The following is a 16,017-nucleotide window of genomic DNA, read 5'->3' as shown; positions in this document are numbered from 1 at the left end:
AGACGTCTTCCTTCTTTGGGGGTTGCTCAATCCGCCTTCAAGCCGATCTGTTTCGCCAGCGCGGAGAAACGCTCCAGGTCGCTGTCGACGATCTTCTTGAAACTGTCCGGGCCTTCGTCGGCGATGATGTAGCCCAGGCTTTCGAGCTTCTGCCTCATCGTCGGGACTTTCATGGCATCGGCCACCGTCCGGTAGATGGCCTGCTTGACGCTGTCGGGCGTGCCGGCGGGGACGAACAGGCCCTGCCACTGGTCAAGCGAGAAATCGGCCGCCCCCAGCTCGCGCATGGTCGGCACGTCCGGCAAGACGGGCGACCGCGTCTGCGAGGTGATCGCCAGGGGCACCAGCTTGCCTCCGGCAATGTTCGCCAGCGCGCCAGAAATCGTGATCACCCCGTAATCGACCTGGCCGCCGATGAGGTCGACCATGGCTGGGCCGCACCCTTTGTACGGAATATGGGCATTCTCCATGTGGAATTCCGTGTTCATCATTTCGCCCGCCAGATGCGGATCGGTGCCCGCGCCGCATGACGCCCACGACAGCTTGGCGGTCTTGCTGGCCTTCACGATGTCGCCGAAGGAGCGGAATGTCGAGTTGGCGGGCACCAGCACCAGCATGGGCGCATAGGCCACGGCAACCACGGGCTCCAGATCTTTCCTGGGATCATAAGAAAGGTTGGCGAAGATGGCGGGCGCCAGGGCGTAGGCGTCGTTGGTCATCAGCAGGTGATGGCCGTCGGCAGGCTGACTCGCCACATACTTGGTGCCGACCATGCCCCCCGCGCCGCCCCGATTGCTGACGATGACGGATTGGCCCAGCTTGCCGATCTGGTCGCCGATCAGGCGGCCCAGCATGTCCACGCCGCCGCCCACGGCGTAAGGAACGGTGATCTCGACCGTCTTGGCGGGAAAGGCCGAGGCCGGTTTGGCATCCTGCGCCCGGGCCGGCGAAGAGGCCGCCGCAATCAGGGTAGAGAAACAGAGCAGACGAATAAGCATTCTGGTGAGCATGGTCGGAACTCGCGCAATAGCGGATTGATCGGAACTGCCGTGTTGCACCAATTGGGTGCTGTGTGCACCAAAATACTCAGTAGGCTGAGCAATTATTCACTATACTGAGCATTTGGTCTTGCTAGGGTTTCAACCAATACGAGAAAAAACCACGAAAAATCAATGGATCTCGTACTGACCGGGACGACGTCCCCGACCTTTATCAAGCAATCCTCGTGCCAACTTTTCGCGAAAATGCGGACTTCGGGAAAGGCCGCCGCGCGCGGCGGCGCCCGGCCGGCGCGTGGCGGCCGATGGGTCATCCGGTGTCATGAGAACGTCAGCCGCCAGCGGACCGGCGGCACGGCCCCTACGGCCTGTTCAGTGCGTTCGCGACGCCCTGCAACGAGAACGCATCGGCGGGCCCCACCATGGCATACAGCACGCCCTGCCTCGAGCCATATCGCGCGATCAATCCGCCTTCGGTACGTTCGCCCGCCACCAGCAGCCGATGTGCGGACAAGGGCGGCCGGACGTAGAAGCTGAGCGTGCGTCCCACCGCATCCTGGTAGATGACCATGGCCGCCGCCCCGCTTTCCGTGGCGAACAGCCGTCCGCCAACGGGGCGGAATCCGGCGGGCGCCAGGTCGGGCATCTTCGCCGCCAGGCCCACATTGCGATCCAGCCACCCCTGCAGTTCGTCCTGGCTGGAAGCCGCGAAGTCGACGGGCGCGGTGCGGTCCACCACCATCAACCGGTACGCAGCGACAGCGTCGCTCATCGGCGCGACCGCGGATGCCATGCGCCATCCCCGCGCCTGCCATCCGCCCAGCGAACCGATCGCCACGCAGAACAGCAGCGAGGCAGCAATAGCCATCCACGAGCGCGTGCGCGCGGCGCGGCGCGCACGGATCATTGCCGGATCCAGCGCCGGATTGACGCGCGGCATCGGCACCCCGGCGATCGCGGCACGCAGGCGTTGCGCATCCCGTTGCCAGTCCTGCACCTGCCGCGCCCGCTCGGGATGCCGTGACAGATAGCGCTCGACGGCGGCATGCGCCGCGTCATCGAGCTGGCCGTCGACGTAGGCGTGGAGATCGTCTTCGCTGGGGACCTGATTCATTTCATCACTCGCAGTAGAGGGGCGGGACGCTGCTCGCCCTCGCTGAGCCGCCGCAATGCCTGCCGTGCGCGCGACAGCCGGGACATCACCGTGCCGATGGGGATGCCCAGCAGGTCGGAGACTTCCTGGTAGCTATGACCCTCGACGGCCACCAGCAGCAGCATCGCGCGGTGTTCGTCGGACAGGCTGCCGAAAGCCTCGAGCGTGCCACGCGTGGCCGCCACGTCCTCGGCCGACGGCCACTGCGGCGCTTCGGGCTCGTAAAGGCGGCCGAGCATCGCGGCCTGCCGCCTGGCGCTGCGCTGGGTGTCGAGAAAGCGGCGGTGCAGGATGGTGAACAGCCAACTGCGCAGCGACCCTCCGTCACGCCGGCTGGACCAGCGCGACAGGGCGCGCTCCAGCGTCGATTGCACGAGATCGTCCGCCGCATGCACGTCCCGCGTCAGCCAGAGCGCGAAGCGGCGCAGACGCGGGATCATTTCGCGCAGTTGCTCGTCTTGGTCGGTCACGGACATGGCAGGCGGGTCGCCCATGGTGAATGCGGGAATGCGGCACGCCGCAGGACATAGTAAGACGCCGCGGGCGGCGCACTATTCCCTGGTCCGAGAAAATTTCTTCCGTGCGGAATAAGCCTGGCCGGCCAACGTCTTACAGGAATTCGACACAGGGCCCGCGGCCCAGGAGTGGATATCATGGAGCGTATGTCTTCAGGACGCGCGCCCCGGCGCGATGGCCTGCGCTGGGCGGCGATCGGCGTCGCCGTGGCGGGCGTGACCGCCGCCTTCGGCTACGTGGGCGGCTGGCTGGCGCCGCAGCGGCTGACACCGGAAAAGGTCGTCGATGCGCTGCAGGCCAACGGCGGCCAGCATCCCGGTTATCGGCGCAACCATGCCAAGGGGGTTTGCGTCAGCGGCTATTTCGAGGGCAACGGCGCGGCCAGCGCCTATTCCAGCGCGCCCTTCTTCCAGGCCACCCGCACGCCCGTGGTCGGCCGTTTCGCCCTGCCGGGCGGCAACCCCTACGCCCCGGACAACAGCGTGCCGATACGCAGCCTGGCGCTGCGGCTGACCGCGCCCGACGGGCAGCAATGGCGCACCGGCATGAACAGCATGCCCGTCTTTCCGCTCGCGACGCCGCAGGCGTTCTACGAGCAGGCGCTGGCCGGCCGCCCCGATCCCGAGACCGGCAAGCCCGACCCCGAGAAACTCAAGGCCTTCGTCGGCGGGCATCCCGAGATGCGCGCGTTCCTGGCCTGGGTGAAACAGGCCAAGCCCAGCGCCAGCTATGCCACCGAAACGTATTACTCGCTGAATGCGTTCTATCTGGTGAATGCGCAGGGCAAGCGGCAGGCGGTGCGCTGGCGCGTGGAACCGGAACAGGCCGCCGCACAGGGCAGCGCCGCCACCGCCGGCGACGCGGACGTCCTGCAGGAAGACCTGTCGCGCCGCATCGCCGCCGGCCCGCAACGCTGGAAGCTGCTGTTCACCCTGGCGGCCGCCGATGATCCTGTCGACGACGCCACCCGGAACTGGCCCGCGCAACGCACCACGATCGATGCGGGCGTACTGGTGCTCGATACCGTCACGGCCCAGGACAGCGGCCCCTGCCGCGACGTCAACTACGACCCGACGGTCCTGCCGCGCGGCATGCAGGCCTCTGCCGACCCGCTGCTGGCCGCCCGTTCGGCCGCCTATGCGGATTCCTACCTGCGGCGCACCAGCGAAGAAGCCGGCATCCCCGGCGCCGCCCGCATGCAATCGGAGAAACGATGATGAAGACGACTTTCAGCCTGCCCGCGCGCCTCTTGCACTGGCTCATGGCGGCGATGATCGTCGCCATGCTGTTCATCGGCGTGGGGATGACGGCGTCGATATCGGAACGGCACGCGGCGCTGGTGTCGATCCACCTGCCCCTGGGCATCGCGGTATTGGTGCTGGCCTGTATCCGGCTGGCCGTGCGGTGGCGTTCGCCCCCGCCCGCGTTGCCCGAGGGCCTGCCGGCCTGGCAGCGGCTGGCCGCGCATGGCTCGCACCTCGCGCTGTACGCCCTGATGATCGCCATGCCCCTGATCGGCTGGGCCATGCAGTCGGCGGGCGGCTATCCCATCGTGCTGGGCGCGGGCGTGCAATTGCCCGCCATCGCCCCGGCGGATCCGGTGCTGTTCGCCTGGCTGCGCCACGCCCACCGCTGGCTGGCGTACCTGTTCTTCGCGACCTTCTTGGCCCACTTCGCGGCCGCGCTGTATCACGGCCTGATCCGCCGCGACGGCGTGCTGAGGTCGATGACCGGCAAATAACGGGAAAAAGAAGGCCGGGCGAGCGGGCGCCCGCGCAAGGTGGAAGGATGACGCGGCGCCGTCTTAGGGCCTGTTAACCCTAAAAGGAGCCTCGCACAGCCGGGGAAATGGGAAGCGCGGCGGCCGGCCGGCGCAAGGGAGACTTTTCTCCTGCGTCCGTCACGAACGGCCCCCTATAATCATCGTCAGGCGCGCCCGCTTTTCCCCATACCTATACATACAGACTTCCACCATGCATTTTCCCACCGTCGCCCTGATCGGCAGGCACCAGGACAGCGGCCTGGACGGCGCGTTGCGCGCGCTGGCCAACGCCATCACGCAGGCAGGCCGCAAGGTGCTGATCGAGGCGGACACCGCCCGGAACACGCAGGTCCACGAGTACCCGGTCGCCGACCTGCAGGAAATCGGCCGCAGCGCCTCGCTGGCCGTGGTCATGGGCGGCGACGGCACGGTGCTGGGCGCCGCGCGCCACCTGGCCCCCTATGGCGTGCCGCTGGTCGGCATCAACCATGGCCGGCTGGGCTTCATCACCGACATCCCCGTGCAGGACGCCCACGCCGCGCTCAACCGCGTGCTCGAGGGCAACTACAGCATCGAAGACCGCATGATGCTGCAGGGCAGCGTATGGCGCGCCGAACAGCAGATGTTCTCGGCCTCGGCGCTGAACGACGTGGTGCTCAACCGCGCCGGACGCGGCGGCATGATCGAAGTGCGCGTCGAGCTCGACGACGCCTTCATGTATGCGCAGCGCGCCGACGGCCTGATCGTGGCCACGCCCACGGGTTCCACCGCCTACTCGCTGTCGGCCAACGGCCCGTTGCTGCATCCTGGCCTGAACGCCATGGTGCTGGTGCCGGTGGCGCCGCAAACCCTGTCGAACCGTCCCATCGTCATCCCCGACACGGGCGTGCTCAGCATGACCCTGGTGGCCATGGGCCGCGTCGAGGTCGGCGCCAGCGTGCATTTCGACATGCAGACCTGGTCCGACCTGCAGCCCGGCGACCGCATCACCGTGCAGCGCGCCCCGCATACCGTGCGCTTCGTGCACCCCGAGGGCTACAGCTTTTTCTCCACCCTGCGCCGCAAGCTGCATTGGAACTTGATGCCGCAGGCCACCGATAACGTTGAATAGCCACACGCGCCCGCCATGCTGCGCACCCTGCACATCCGAGACTTCGTCATTGTCGAAGAGACCGAGATCCACTTCGGCTCCGGCTTCACCGTGTTCTCCGGCGAGACCGGGGCCGGCAAATCCATCCTGATCGACGCGCTGGCCCTGGCGCTGGGCGAACGCGGCGACGCCAGCATGCTGCGCGAAGGCGCGGCGCGCGCCGACATCACCGCGGTGTTCGACACGCCCAGCCATCTGAAGGAATGGCTGACCGAGCGTGACCTGGACGCCGATGGCCCCGAACTGGCCCTGCGCCGCGTCATCGACGCGCAAGGCCGCAGCCGCGCCTACCTGAACGGCACACCCGTCACCGTGACCCTGCTGCGCGACCTGGGCGAGCACCTGGTCGACATCCACGGCCAGCATGCCCACCAGAGCCTGATGCGCCCCGACGCCCAGCGCGACCTGCTGGACGCCCACGGCGGCCACGTCGAACTGCGCCACAAGGTGGCACACGCCTGGAAGCACTGGCGCAACCTGCAACGCCAGCTGGAAACGGCCGAACAGGATGCCGGCAAGCTGGCCGCCGACCGCGAACGCGTGCAATGGCAGGCCGACGAGCTCGACGCCCTGGCCCTGGCGCCCGACGAATGGGACAGCCTGCAGGGCGAACACACCCGCCTGGCGCACGCCCAGTCGCTGCTGGACGACGCGGGACAGGTACTCGAGGCGCTGGACGGCGAAGACGACTCCGCGCGGCACCGCGTCAGCGTGGCGCTGCAGCGCACGCAGCAGATGATGCGCCACGATCCCGCGCTGAAGGGGCTGTGCGACGAACTGGAGTCGGCCGAGATCGCCATCGGCGAGGCCGTGTCCGACCTGAACAACTACCTCTCGAAGGTCGAACTGGATCCGCAGCGCCTGGCCCACGTCGAGACGCGCATGGGCGCGGTGTTCGAGACGGCCCGCAAGTTCAAGACCACGCCCGAGGAGCTGCCGGCGCTGCGCGACAGCCTGCATGCCCAACTGGACGAGATGCAGGCCGCCGGCGACATCGAGGCGCTGCGCGCCCAGGCCGGCACGGCCCAGGCGGCCTACACCGCCGCGGCCGCCAAGCTCACCGCCGCGCGCCAGAAGATCGCCAAGGATCTGGGCAAGGAAGTCAGCCAGGCCATGCAGACGCTGGCCATGCAGGGCGGCACTTTCGTCGCCGCGCTGGCCGAGGCAGCCCCGTCCGCGCAAGGCAGCGAAACGGTCGAATTCCGCGTGGCCGGCCATGCCGGCACCACGCCGCGTTCGCTGGCCAAGGCGGCGTCGGGCGGCGAGCTGTCGCGCATCTCGCTGGCGCTGTCCGTCATCGCCAGCCGCGCCGCGCGCGTTCCCACGCTGATCTTCGACGAAGTCGACAGCGGCGTGGGCGGCGCGGTGGCCGAGGTGGTGGGCAAGCTGCTGCGCGAACTGGGCGAACGCCATCAGGTCCTGTGCGTGACCCACCTGCCGCAGGTCGCGGCCTGCGGCAACACGCAATACCGGGTCAGCAAGAGCGAATCGCGCGGCACCACGCGTTCGCAGATCACCGAACTGAGCCCCGACGCGCGCATCGAGGAACTGGCGCGCATGCTGGGCGGCGTCACCATCACCGACACCACGCGCAACCACGCGCGCGAGATGTTGGGCGTGTCCGAACCGGTATAGGGACGCCCCGGCACGGGGGGCCGGGCCGCCTCGCGGTCCGGATCATTATGTATACAAAATTTGTGCATTATTGTTTAATGCCCTCATCCCCCTGTCCTTCGCCTTCCTCGACATGACGCCCGAACGCGCTCTTCCCGCCGCCCAGCAGATCCTGGCGCGCGCCGACATCCTGGGCCAGCACACCGATGTTGCCGGCGAGCTGACCTGCACCTACCTGGGCGCCGCGCACCAGACCGTGGCGGACCAGTTGGCGGCATGGATGCGCGAGGCAGGTTTCGACAGCGTGCGCATCGACGCCATCGGCAACGTGGTGGGCCGCTACCTGGCGCGTCCCGGCCCGGCGCCCAGCGCCTGCCTGGTCACGGGCAGCCATTACGACACCGTGCGCAACGGCGGCAAGTACGACGGCAGGCTGGGCATCCTCATGGGCATCGGGCTGGTCGCGGACCTGCACGCGCAGGGACTGCGCCTGCCCCACGACCTCGAAGTCGTGGCCTTCGCCGATGAAGAGGGCGTGCGCTTCGGCAGCACTTTCCTGGGGTCGTCGGCCTATGCCGGCCATTTCGATGGCGCGCTGATGCGGGCCACCGATGCCGCCGGCACCACGCTGCGGACGGCCATGCAGGATGCCGGCCGCGATTCGGACGGCATCGCGCGGGCCGCCACCGACGCCAGCCGCCTGGCGCATTACTTCGAGATCCACATCGAACAAGGCCCCGTCCTGCTGGACCGGGACCTGCCCGTCGGCGTGGTCACCGCGATCGCGGGCAGCGTGCGCCGCCGCCTGACGCTGACCGGGCTGGCCGGCCACGCGGGCACCACCCCGATGCCGCTGCGCCGCGATGCCGCCTGCGCGGCGGCCGAGATCGCGCTGTATGTCGAATCGCGCTGCGCGCGCGAAGCCGGATTGGTGGGCACTGTAGGGCAACTGGAAGTGCCGGGCGGATCGATCAACGTCATCCCGGGCGCCTGCCGCCTCAGCCTGGACGTGCGCGCCGCCGAGGATGCGGTGCGGGACGCCGCGCTGGCGGACATCGAAGCGTGCATTGCGCGGGCCTGCGGCCGCCGCGGCGTGACCTGGCAATCGGAAGAACTGCTGCGCGCCCCTGCAGTGGCCTGCGATGCTGCCGGACGCGCGGCCTGGCGCGAAGCGGTCGCGGCGCAAGGCGTGCCCGTGCACGAACTGCTGTCGGGCGCAGGACACGACGCCATGATGATCGCCCGGATCGCCCCCGTCAGCATGCTGTTCATCCGCTGCGGCGCGGGCGGCATCAGCCATCATCCGATGGAGACGGTCGAGGCCGCGGATGTCGCCGTGGGCCTGAGCACGGCCCACGCTTTCCTGCTGGCTCAGGGCAAGGCGGGCTGAGAGCGGCACGCCGCCACATGGCGGGCGGGGCGAATGCCTCGTCGGCCAGCCGTGCGCAGGGCACGTGCGCGACGCGCCCTCATCAAGCCATCAGATCGGCCAATGCCAGCGCCACCACGCGCGTGGCGCGCGCCAGGTCGTTCAGCCGCAAGTTCTCGTCCGAGTTGTGTCCGCGGGCTTCCATGATGGTCCGCGGTCCCGCGCCATACAGCACGGTCGGAATACCCGCCTGCATGTAGTGGCGGGCATCGGTGTACAGCGGCACGCCATGCACGGGGATATCGCATCCCAACACCTCGCTGGCGTGCTTGCGCAACGCATCGATCAGCGGGCGCGCGCCCGGCAGCTCCGCCAGCGGGCTGGCCTGCAGCACCGGACAGATCGCCACCGAAATGCCCGGCCGCTGGGCGGCGGCCGCCTCGATGATGGCGCGCAGTTCGGCCTGCGCATCGTGGCCGGCCTCTTCGGGAATCATGCGGCGATCCAGACGGAACACCACGCGATCGGGCACCACGTTAGTATTGATGCCGCCCTGGATCAGGCCCACCGTGAGCCCCGGCGTGTCGATGCCCGGCGTGGCGGAATGCTTCTGGCCCAGTTGCTGGCGGAAGTCGTACAGCGCGCGCAGGATGTGGGTGGTGGCCTCGAGCGCGTCCACGCCGGTGTGCGGCATGGCGGCATGCGCCTGCTTGCCGCTGACTGTCACTTCGAGATGCAGGCAACCGTTATGGGCGGACGTGATGCCGTAGGCGAAGCCCGCAGAGATCGCATAGTCGGGCCGGCTGATGCCCTGCGACAGCAGCAGCGCCGGTCCGATCTCGCCACCGGTCTCTTCGTCGTACGTGAAGTGCAGTTCGACCGTGCCGCGCAGCGCCGCGCCCTGGGCCTGCGCATGCCGCAGCGCCAGCACGGCCCAGGTATAGGTGGCGAAGTCGGACTTGGACACCGCCACGCCACGGCCGTACATGACCGGGCCGTGCTCCGGGTCCTGCTCGATCTGCGCGCCATAGGGATCCTGCCGCCAGCCCTGCCCCGGCGGCACGACGTCGCCGTGCGCGTTCAGCGCGATGGTGGGACCGCCCGGACCGAACGGCACGCGCACGACCAGGTTGGTCGCCGAGATCATGCCCGCGGCACGCACCTGCTCGTCGGGCACCGGGTGCGCCTCGACCTGCAATCCCAGATTCGACAGCAATGCCCGCGCATGCTCGGCGTGCGGCGCGCAATCGCCGCCCGGGTTGTCGGAAGGCACGCGCACCAGTTCGGCCAGAAAGGCGATCTGCGGGCCGTGCTCGCGGGCCAGGAAGGACTCGATGTGGGCGGAAACGGAAGAGGGCATGAACGGGGGCGGAGAAGAAGCGCACGCATGGCCAGCCGGCGGCGCACGTGCGGATGAGCGGAAACGCCACCACTATATTGGATGGAAATTTTGTATTCAATAGTGGTTTCACAATTTTGGTTAGACTAGGCGGCATGACTGACCGCTCCGCTCCCCCCTCCGACGCCAGCGCCGAGCAGATCGCGCAGGACATCGCATCGGCCATCGTCGACCGCCGCCTGCCGGCCGGCGCCCGCCTGCGCGAGGAAGCCCTGGCCCGCGCCTACGGCGTCAGCCGCACCAAGGTGCGCGCGGCCCTGCTCATGCTGTCCAAGGACAAGCTGATACGCACGGTGCCCGACAAGGGCGCCTTCGTCAGCAAGCCCAGCATCAACGAGGCTCGCGAGGTCTTCTCGGTGCGCCGCATCCTGGAAGCCGCGCTGGCGCGCGAATTCGTGGCCAAGGCCAAGCCCGCCGACTACCGCCGCCTCGAACAGCACCTGCGCCAGGAGCGGCGGGCCATCGGCGGCACGGATGCCCGCCTGCGCAACACCTTGCTGTCGGACTTCCACATCCTGCTGGCCGAGGTCGTCGGCAATGCCGTGCTGACGGAAATGCTGCGCGACCTGTCGGCCCGCAGCGCGGTCATCACCGCGCTGTATCAGTCCACGCTGGACGCCGCCTGTTCCTCCGACGAACACCACGCCTTTCTCGGCGCGGCCAAGGAAGGCGACGTCGAGCGCGCGGTGGCGCTGATGCTCGAACACCTGCATCACGTCGAAGAAGCCCTCGACTTCAGCGACCAAGCCAAGGATGGCGACGCCGATCTGGTACTGGCCCTGCTGACCTGAACGACGGCACGCGGCCCGCCCCACGATGGGGCGCGCCGCACCAGCGTGGCGCGCGAGCGCACCACGACGCCTCCGTCATCCCCTTCCCTGCGTGGAAACACCGGGCATAGCCCCGCGAACCAAGCCTGGCATAGCGATTGCTTGAGTAGTTTTGTATACCGTATTGGTGTGCATAAATAGAGGCCACTCAGGAGAACCTCCATGCTGCGCAGAACCCTGCTGCTGTCTTCCCTCGCCGCCGTGGCGATGCTGGCAAGCCCCCTTGCCCGCGCCGATGCCCTGCAGGACATCCAGAAGGCCGGCACGATCAGGATCGCCGTGCCCCAGGATTTCCCGCCGTTCGGCTCGGTCACCGTCGATCTCAAGCCGCAGGGCTACGACATCGACACGGCCGCCCTCATCGCCAAGCGCCTGGGCGTGAAGCTCGAACTGGTGCCGGTCACCAGCGCCAACCGCGTGCCCTACCTGCAGACGAACAAGGTGGACCTGGTCATCTCCAGCCTGGGCAAGAATCCCGAACGCGAGAAGGCCATCGACTTCTCGGACGCCTACGCGCCCTTCTTCAACGGCGTGTTCGGTCCCGCCGACATCAAGGCCGAGAACGCCGGCGACCTGGCCGGCAAGGTCGTCGGCGTGACGCGCGGTTCGGTCGAGGACATCGAGCTGTCCAAGATCGCCCCCGAGTCGGCGACGATCCGCCGCTACGAGGACAACAACGGCACCATCACCGCCTTCCTGTCCGGACAGGTGCAACTGATCGCCACCGGCAACGTGGTCGCCGCGGCCATCCTGGCCAGGAAGCCGCCGAAGAAGCCCGAGACCAAGTTCCTCATCAAGAACTCGCCGTGCTACATCGGCCTGAACAAGGGCCAGTCCGCGCTGCAGGCCAAGGTCAACGAGATCCTGGCCCAGGCGAAGAAGGATGGTTCGCTGAACGCCATCGCGGTGAAATGGCTGGGCGAGCCCCTGCCGGCGCAACTGTAAGACCGGGGCGCGCGTGGACTACGCATTCGCCTTCGGGGCCATCCTCGACTACTGGCCGGCGCTCTTGCGCGGCGTGGGCCTGACGCTGCTGCTGATCGCCGTGGGCGGCGTGGGCGGCATCGCGCTGGGCCTGGCATGCGCCTGGGCGCGTACCGCAGCCCCGGCCGGGTTGCGCGCGCCCGTCGTGGCCTACATCGAGCTGATCCGGAACACGCCCTTCCTGATCCAGCTTTTCTTCATCTTCTTCGGCCTGCCGGCCATCGGTGTGCAGATGGGCGAATTGCCGGCCGCCTGCCTGGCCATGGTCATCAACCTGGGCGCCTACAGCGCCGAGATCATCCGCGCGGGCATCGACGCCACGCCGCGCGGCCAGTACGAGGCTGGCGCCAGCCTGGCGTTGTCGCGCGCGCAGATCTTCCGCCACATCGTGCTGGCGCCGGCGATGGCGCGCATCTGGCCGGCGCTGTCCTCGCAGGTCGTCATCGTCATGCTGGGCTCGGCCGTCTGCTCGCAGATCGCGGTCGAGGAGCTCAGCTTCGCGGCGAACTTCATCCAGTCGCGCAACTTCCGCGCCTTCGAGGCCTATTTCGTCACCACGGCCCTCTATCTGGCGCTGTCGCTGCTGCTGCGCCAGGCCCTGCGCGAGCTCGGCCGGCGCCTGTTCCGGAGTCCCGCACGATGATCGAATTCTCGCAGTGGGACATCGTCCGCAACCTGCTGATGGCGGCCCGCTGGACCGTGCTGCTGTCGCTGGCGGCCTTCGTGGGCGGCGCCCTGCTTGGCCTGGCGGTGCTGATGCTGCGCACCTCGCGCATGCCGGCCCTGCGCCGGGCCGCCACCGCCTACATCGAGCTGTTCCAGGGTACGCCGCTGTTGATGCAGTTGTTCCTCGCCTTCTTCGGCCTGGCGCTGCTGGGGCTGGAGGTGCCGGCCTGGCTGGCGGCGGGCGCCGCGCTCATCCTGTGGTCGGCCGCCTTCCTGGCCGAAATCTGGCGCGGCTGCGTCGAGGCGATTCCCAAGGGGCAATGGGAGGCTTCGGCCAGCCTGGCGCTGGGCTATGCCCAGCAGATGCGCCACGTGATCCTGCCCCAGGCGCTGCGCATCGCCGTGGCGCCCACGGTGGGCTTCGCCGTGCAGATCGTCAAGGGCACGGCCCTGACCTCCATCATCGGCTTCACCGAACTCTCCAAGGCCAGCACCATCATCGTGAACGCGACGTTCCAGCCCTTCGGCGTGTATGCCTATACGGCGCTGCTGTACTTCGTGCTCTGCTGGCCCCTGTCCCGCCTGGCCCTCCGACTGGAAAGGAAACTGCATGCCCCTCATCGCCCTTGAAGACGTCCGCAAACGCTATGGCCAGCACGAGGTGCTCAAGGGCATCACGCTGCGCGTGGAGCCCGGCGAAGTCATCGCCATCATCGGCAAGAGCGGCTCGGGCAAGAGCACGCTGCTGCGCTGTATCAATGGCCTGGAATCGCTCGACGGCGGCGCCATCATGGTGGCCGACGCGACCTTGGGCGACACGGAAATGCAGTTGCGCCGGCTGCGCCTGAAGGTGGGCATGATCTTCCAGCAGTTCAATCTGTTCCCCCACCTGACCGTGGGCAAGAATGTCATGCTGGCGCCCATGGTGGGCAAGAAGATCAGGCAGGAGGAAGCCCGCGACCTGGCGCAGACCATGCTGGAACGCGTGGGCCTGGGGCACCGTTTCGACGCCTGGCCCGCCGAGCTGTCGGGCGGCCAGCAGCAACGCGTGGCGATCGCGCGCGCGCTGGCCATGCAGCCGATGGCGCTGCTGTGCGACGAAATCACGTCGGCGCTGGATCCGGAGCTGGTCAGCGAGGTGTTGAGCGTGGTGCGCGGACTGGCCGCCGACGGCATGACCCTGCTGATGGTGACGCACGAGATGCGCTTCGCGCGCGACGTGTGCGACCGGGTGGTGTTCATGCACGAAGGCAGGATCCACGAATCCGGCCCGCCGGCAGAACTGTTCGTGCAACCGCGCACTGCGGAACTGCGGCAGTTCCTGGGAATGCACGGCTGACGCCTGGGCGGCGCCACGGGCGCGGCCCACCGCCGTCCATAAAAAAAAACCGGCGCCAGGCCGGTTCTTACCTTAGCGGCTTTTCTGGCAATTGCCGCAGATGCCGTACAGGACCATCGCGTGGCTTTCCAGCGCGAAGCCGTTGTCCTTGGCGATCTTGTGCTGGCGCTTCTCGATTTCGTTGTCCGAGAACTCGACCACCACGCCGCAGTTGGTGCAGATGAGGTGATCGTGGTGGTCGCCGTCGTTCAGTTCGAAAACAGCCTTGCCGGTGTCGAATTGGCTGCGGCTGAGGATGCCGGCCTGCTCGAACTGGGTCAGCACCCGGTAGACGGTAGCCAGGCCGATCTCGACGTTCTCGGCGATCAGGGCACGATAGACGTCTTCGGCACTGAGGTGGCGCTCGTCCGACTTGCGGAAGATATCGAGGATCTTCAGGCGCGGGAACGTCGCCTTCAGGCCCATGTTTTTCAGGTCGCTTTGGTCGGTCATATGTGCTCGCTATCCGTAGGCAGAAGCCGGACCCCGGGCGCAGAAACCGGCCGGCTTCGCTACACCCGCCGGCCATCTTGTTGCCGCTACACGGAACTATCTTCTTGAAACCTTTATGATAACGGTTTTGTTCGTTTCTCAATAATGGCGGGGCGCAAGTGTCCATGATTGCACGTAATCCCATCCGGTCCGTCCGGATTCTCAAGACGGGCCTGGCAGCACTGGGCATCGCGGCCGTTCTGGCCGGATGCTCTTCCGGCAGCAAATGGGGCTTCCCGTACAAGATTGACGTCCAGCAAGGCAACTGGATCACGCAAGAGCAGATCGCCCTGCTGCAGCCCGGCATGTCGCGCGAACAGGTCCGCTTCGCCCTGGGCAGCCCCATGCTGACCAGCGTGCTGCACTCCGACCGCTGGGACTATCCGTACTACTACAAGCCCGGCTACGGCGATGCGCGCGAACGCAAGTTCACCGTGTGGTTCGAGAACGACCGCCTGGCCCGCTGGGCCGGCGACGAACAGCCCACGCTGCAGCCGTACCAGTTGGACGAGGACGGCAGGCCAATCGAGCAGGCGCCCGCCGCGCCGGCCGACCAGGCCAAGTCCGAACCGGCCGCTCAGCCGGGCGCCGCATCGGCGGCCCAGCCCGCCGTCGCCCCGGACGCCAAGGCCGACGCCGCTCGCGCCGAGGCCGCCCGCCAGGCTGAAGCCCAGCAAAGCAAGGCCGGCCAGACGACCGACTCCGATCAGGCCCGCCAACGTCAGGAAAGCAGCCGCCAGGTCACCCCCAACGTGGTGATCCAGCCACCGGCCAGCACCGCGCCCTATTCGCCCGGCCTGCCCGGCAGCGACGCCCAGCCGCTGCGCTGATCGCCGCCATGCCTAGCCAACTCCAAGGAAATTCCATGCGTATCGCCATCGCGGGCGCCAGTGGCCGTATGGGCCACATGCTGATCGAGGCCGTCCTCGACGCCCCCGACCTGCAACTGACCGTGGCGCTGGATCGCGCCGGCTCGCCCTCGCTGGGCAACGATGCCGGCGCCTTCCTGGGCCGCAATACCGGCGTGGCCATCACCGACTCGCTCGATGCCCTGGCCAATGCCGACTGCCTGATCGACTTCACGCGCCCCGAGGGCACGCTGGAACACCTGAAGGCCTGCGTACAGCACGGCACCAAGCTGATCGTCGGCACCACCGGCTTCGACGACAGCGGCCGCGCCGCCATCGAAGTGGCCGCGCAGAAGATCGCCATCGTGTTCGCCCCCAACATGAGCGTGGGCGTCAACGCCACGTTCAAGCTGCTGGAAATCGCCGCCAAGATCCTGAACTCGGGCTACGACGTCGAAGTGTTCGAGGCGCACCATCGCAACAAGGTCGACGCCCCCTCGGGCACGGCCCTGCGCATGGGCGAAACGGTGGCCCGCGCCTGGGGCGTGGCGCTGCCCGACGTCGCCGAGTGGGCGCGCCACGGCGAGACCGGCGCGCGCAAGCCCGGCAGCATCGGTTTCTCGGTGGTGCGCGGCGGCGACATCGTCGGCGACCACACCGTCATGTTCTGCGGCACGGGCGAGCGCATCGAGATCACGCACCGCTCCACCACCCGCGCCAACTACGCGGAAGGTTCGCTGCGCGCGGCGCGCTTCCTGGCATCGAAGCAGACGGGCATCTACGACATGCAGGCGGTGCTGGGCCTGGATTGATTCCATCTCCAGCTTGCCGAAACGGGCGGCCCGCATGAAGCGGCCG

16 protein-coding genes and 1 pseudogene are annotated in these 16,017 nt (G+C 67.9%); 12 read left to right on the top strand and 5 right to left on the bottom strand.

The window, feature by feature from the left end; all coding sequences use genetic code 11:
• Nucleotides 1-26: 26 nt before the first annotated feature.
• The 3 genes from A7W11_RS13240 to A7W11_RS13230 form a co-directional block, all read right to left on the bottom strand.
• Nucleotides 27-998: a Bug family tripartite tricarboxylate transporter substrate binding protein gene (locus tag A7W11_RS13240; RefSeq protein WP_066412755.1), complete on the bottom strand. Its 972-nt coding sequence runs from the start codon at nt 996-998 to the stop codon at nt 27-29.
• Between the two features lie 361 nt (nt 999-1,359).
• Entirely contained in the window at nt 1,360-2,112 is a 753-nt protein-coding gene (locus A7W11_RS13235) for an anti-sigma factor family protein (RefSeq protein ID WP_066412753.1), read from the bottom strand.
• A complete protein-coding gene (locus A7W11_RS13230) occupies nt 2,109-2,627 on the bottom strand; it encodes a sigma-70 family RNA polymerase sigma factor (protein WP_066414030.1) in 519 nt (172 codons plus the stop codon). The genes A7W11_RS13235 and A7W11_RS13230 overlap by 4 nt, the downstream gene beginning before the upstream one ends.
• 177 nt (nt 2,628-2,804) lie before the next feature.
• On the opposite strand from A7W11_RS13230, the gene A7W11_RS13225 reads away from it, so the two are divergent.
• The 5 genes from A7W11_RS13225 (at nt 2,805) to A7W11_RS13205 (ending at nt 8,583) form a co-directional block, all read left to right on the top strand.
• A complete protein-coding gene (locus A7W11_RS13225; protein ID WP_066412750.1) occupies nt 2,805-3,884 on the top strand; it encodes a catalase family peroxidase in 1,080 nt (359 codons plus the stop codon).
• Nucleotides 3,881-4,408, top strand: a complete 528-nt coding sequence (locus A7W11_RS13220) for a cytochrome b (protein WP_066412746.1) — start codon at nt 3,881-3,883, stop codon at nt 4,406-4,408. The genes A7W11_RS13225 and A7W11_RS13220 overlap by 4 nt, the downstream gene beginning before the upstream one ends.
• A 232-nt stretch (nt 4,409-4,640) precedes the next feature.
• Nucleotides 4,641-5,540 carry an NAD kinase gene (locus tag A7W11_RS13215; protein ID WP_066412743.1) on the top strand — a complete coding sequence of 300 codons (900 nt, stop codon included), beginning with the start codon at nt 4,641-4,643 and terminating at the stop codon, nt 5,538-5,540.
• 15 nt (nt 5,541-5,555) lie between these two features.
• Nucleotides 5,556-7,214: a DNA repair protein RecN gene (recN, locus tag A7W11_RS13210; protein WP_066412735.1), complete on the top strand. Its 1,659-nt coding sequence runs from the start codon at nt 5,556-5,558 to the stop codon at nt 7,212-7,214.
• Between the two features lie 112 nt (nt 7,215-7,326).
• Complete coding sequence (locus A7W11_RS13205) at nt 7,327-8,583, top strand: allantoate amidohydrolase (RefSeq protein ID WP_066414028.1); 1,257 nt, start codon at nt 7,327-7,329, stop codon at nt 8,581-8,583.
• Between the two features lie 82 nt (nt 8,584-8,665).
• Here the strand turns inward: A7W11_RS13205 and A7W11_RS13200 are convergent, their stop codons facing one another.
• Nucleotides 8,666-9,922, bottom strand: coding sequence for a M20/M25/M40 family metallo-hydrolase (locus A7W11_RS13200; protein ID WP_066412725.1), 1,257 nt, complete (start codon nt 9,920-9,922; stop codon nt 8,666-8,668).
• A 134-nt stretch (nt 9,923-10,056) separates the two neighbouring features.
• Here A7W11_RS13200 and A7W11_RS13195 point away from each other — a divergent pair, with 134 nt between their 5' ends.
• From A7W11_RS13195 to A7W11_RS13175, 5 genes are all read left to right on the top strand, one after another.
• The gene (locus A7W11_RS13195; protein ID WP_066412723.1) at nt 10,057-10,752 is read left to right on the top strand and encodes a GntR family transcriptional regulator; all 696 of its coding nucleotides are present in this window, start codon (nt 10,057-10,059) and stop codon (nt 10,750-10,752) included.
• Nucleotides 10,753-10,953: 201 nt separating this feature from the next.
• Nucleotides 10,954-11,736 (top strand): transporter substrate-binding domain-containing protein, encoded by a 783-nt coding sequence (locus A7W11_RS13190; RefSeq protein ID WP_066412721.1) that lies wholly within the window; start codon nt 10,954-10,956, stop codon nt 11,734-11,736.
• A gap of 13 nt (nt 11,737-11,749) precedes the next feature.
• Nucleotides 11,750-12,418: an amino acid ABC transporter permease gene (locus A7W11_RS13185; protein WP_066412719.1), complete on the top strand. Its 669-nt coding sequence runs from the start codon at nt 11,750-11,752 to the stop codon at nt 12,416-12,418.
• The gene (locus tag A7W11_RS13180) at nt 12,415-13,071 is read left to right on the top strand and encodes an amino acid ABC transporter permease (protein ID WP_066412710.1); all 657 of its coding nucleotides are present in this window, start codon (nt 12,415-12,417) and stop codon (nt 13,069-13,071) included. Before A7W11_RS13185 ends, A7W11_RS13180 begins: the two co-directional genes overlap by 4 nt.
• Nucleotides 13,052-13,780: an amino acid ABC transporter ATP-binding protein gene (locus tag A7W11_RS13175; RefSeq protein WP_066412692.1), complete on the top strand. Its 729-nt coding sequence runs from the start codon at nt 13,052-13,054 to the stop codon at nt 13,778-13,780. Before A7W11_RS13180 ends, A7W11_RS13175 begins: the two co-directional genes overlap by 20 nt.
• 72 nt (nt 13,781-13,852) lie before the next feature.
• Here A7W11_RS13175 and fur read toward each other — a convergent pair whose 3' ends face one another.
• Nucleotides 13,853-14,272, bottom strand: a complete 420-nt coding sequence (fur, locus tag A7W11_RS13170; RefSeq protein ID WP_066412691.1) for a ferric iron uptake transcriptional regulator — start codon at nt 14,270-14,272, stop codon at nt 13,853-13,855.
• A 164-nt stretch (nt 14,273-14,436) separates the two neighbouring features.
• Here fur and A7W11_RS13165 point away from each other — a divergent pair.
• Together A7W11_RS13165 and dapB are read left to right on the top strand one after the other, a co-directional pair.
• Nucleotides 14,437-14,874: pseudogene (locus A7W11_RS13165) on the top strand (outer membrane protein assembly factor BamE); the annotation flags it as partial.
• 302 nt (nt 14,875-15,176) lie between these two features.
• Complete coding sequence (gene dapB, locus A7W11_RS13160; RefSeq protein WP_066412689.1) at nt 15,177-15,971, top strand: 4-hydroxy-tetrahydrodipicolinate reductase; 795 nt, start codon at nt 15,177-15,179, stop codon at nt 15,969-15,971.
• Nucleotides 15,972-16,017: the final 46 nt, after the last annotated feature.

Source organism: Bordetella ansorpii, from assembly GCF_900078315.1.
Lineage (GTDB): Bacteria > Pseudomonadota > Gammaproteobacteria > Burkholderiales > Burkholderiaceae_B > Bordetella > Bordetella ansorpii.
The sequence above is the reverse complement of the archived record's forward strand: the minus strand, read 5'-3'. Positions and strand labels throughout refer to the sequence as shown.

Coding starts and splice junctions, on each gene's coding strand:
- A7W11_RS13240 (WP_066412755.1), bottom strand. CDS start 998: ATGCTTATTCGTCTGCTCTGTTTCTCTACCCTGATTGCGGCGGCCTCT.
- A7W11_RS13235 (WP_066412753.1), bottom strand. CDS start 2,112: ATGAATCAGGTCCCCAGCGAAGACGATCTCCACGCCTACGTCGACGGC.
- A7W11_RS13230 (WP_066414030.1), bottom strand. CDS start 2,627: ATGTCCGTGACCGACCAAGACGAGCAACTGCGCGAAATGATCCCGCGT.
- A7W11_RS13225 (WP_066412750.1), top strand. CDS start 2,805: ATGGAGCGTATGTCTTCAGGACGCGCGCCCCGGCGCGATGGCCTGCGC.
- A7W11_RS13220 (WP_066412746.1), top strand. CDS start 3,881: ATGATGAAGACGACTTTCAGCCTGCCCGCGCGCCTCTTGCACTGGCTC.
- A7W11_RS13215 (WP_066412743.1), top strand. CDS start 4,641: ATGCATTTTCCCACCGTCGCCCTGATCGGCAGGCACCAGGACAGCGGC.
- recN (WP_066412735.1), top strand. CDS start 5,556: ATGCTGCGCACCCTGCACATCCGAGACTTCGTCATTGTCGAAGAGACC.
- A7W11_RS13205 (WP_066414028.1), top strand. CDS start 7,327: ATGACGCCCGAACGCGCTCTTCCCGCCGCCCAGCAGATCCTGGCGCGC.
- A7W11_RS13200 (WP_066412725.1), bottom strand. CDS start 9,922: ATGCCCTCTTCCGTTTCCGCCCACATCGAGTCCTTCCTGGCCCGCGAG.
- A7W11_RS13195 (WP_066412723.1), top strand. CDS start 10,057: ATGACTGACCGCTCCGCTCCCCCCTCCGACGCCAGCGCCGAGCAGATC.
- A7W11_RS13190 (WP_066412721.1), top strand. CDS start 10,954: ATGCTGCGCAGAACCCTGCTGCTGTCTTCCCTCGCCGCCGTGGCGATG.
- A7W11_RS13180 (WP_066412710.1), top strand. CDS start 12,415: ATGATCGAATTCTCGCAGTGGGACATCGTCCGCAACCTGCTGATGGCG.
- A7W11_RS13175 (WP_066412692.1), top strand. CDS start 13,052: ATGCCCCTCATCGCCCTTGAAGACGTCCGCAAACGCTATGGCCAGCAC.
- fur (WP_066412691.1), bottom strand. CDS start 14,272: ATGACCGACCAAAGCGACCTGAAAAACATGGGCCTGAAGGCGACGTTC.
- dapB (WP_066412689.1), top strand. CDS start 15,177: ATGCGTATCGCCATCGCGGGCGCCAGTGGCCGTATGGGCCACATGCTG.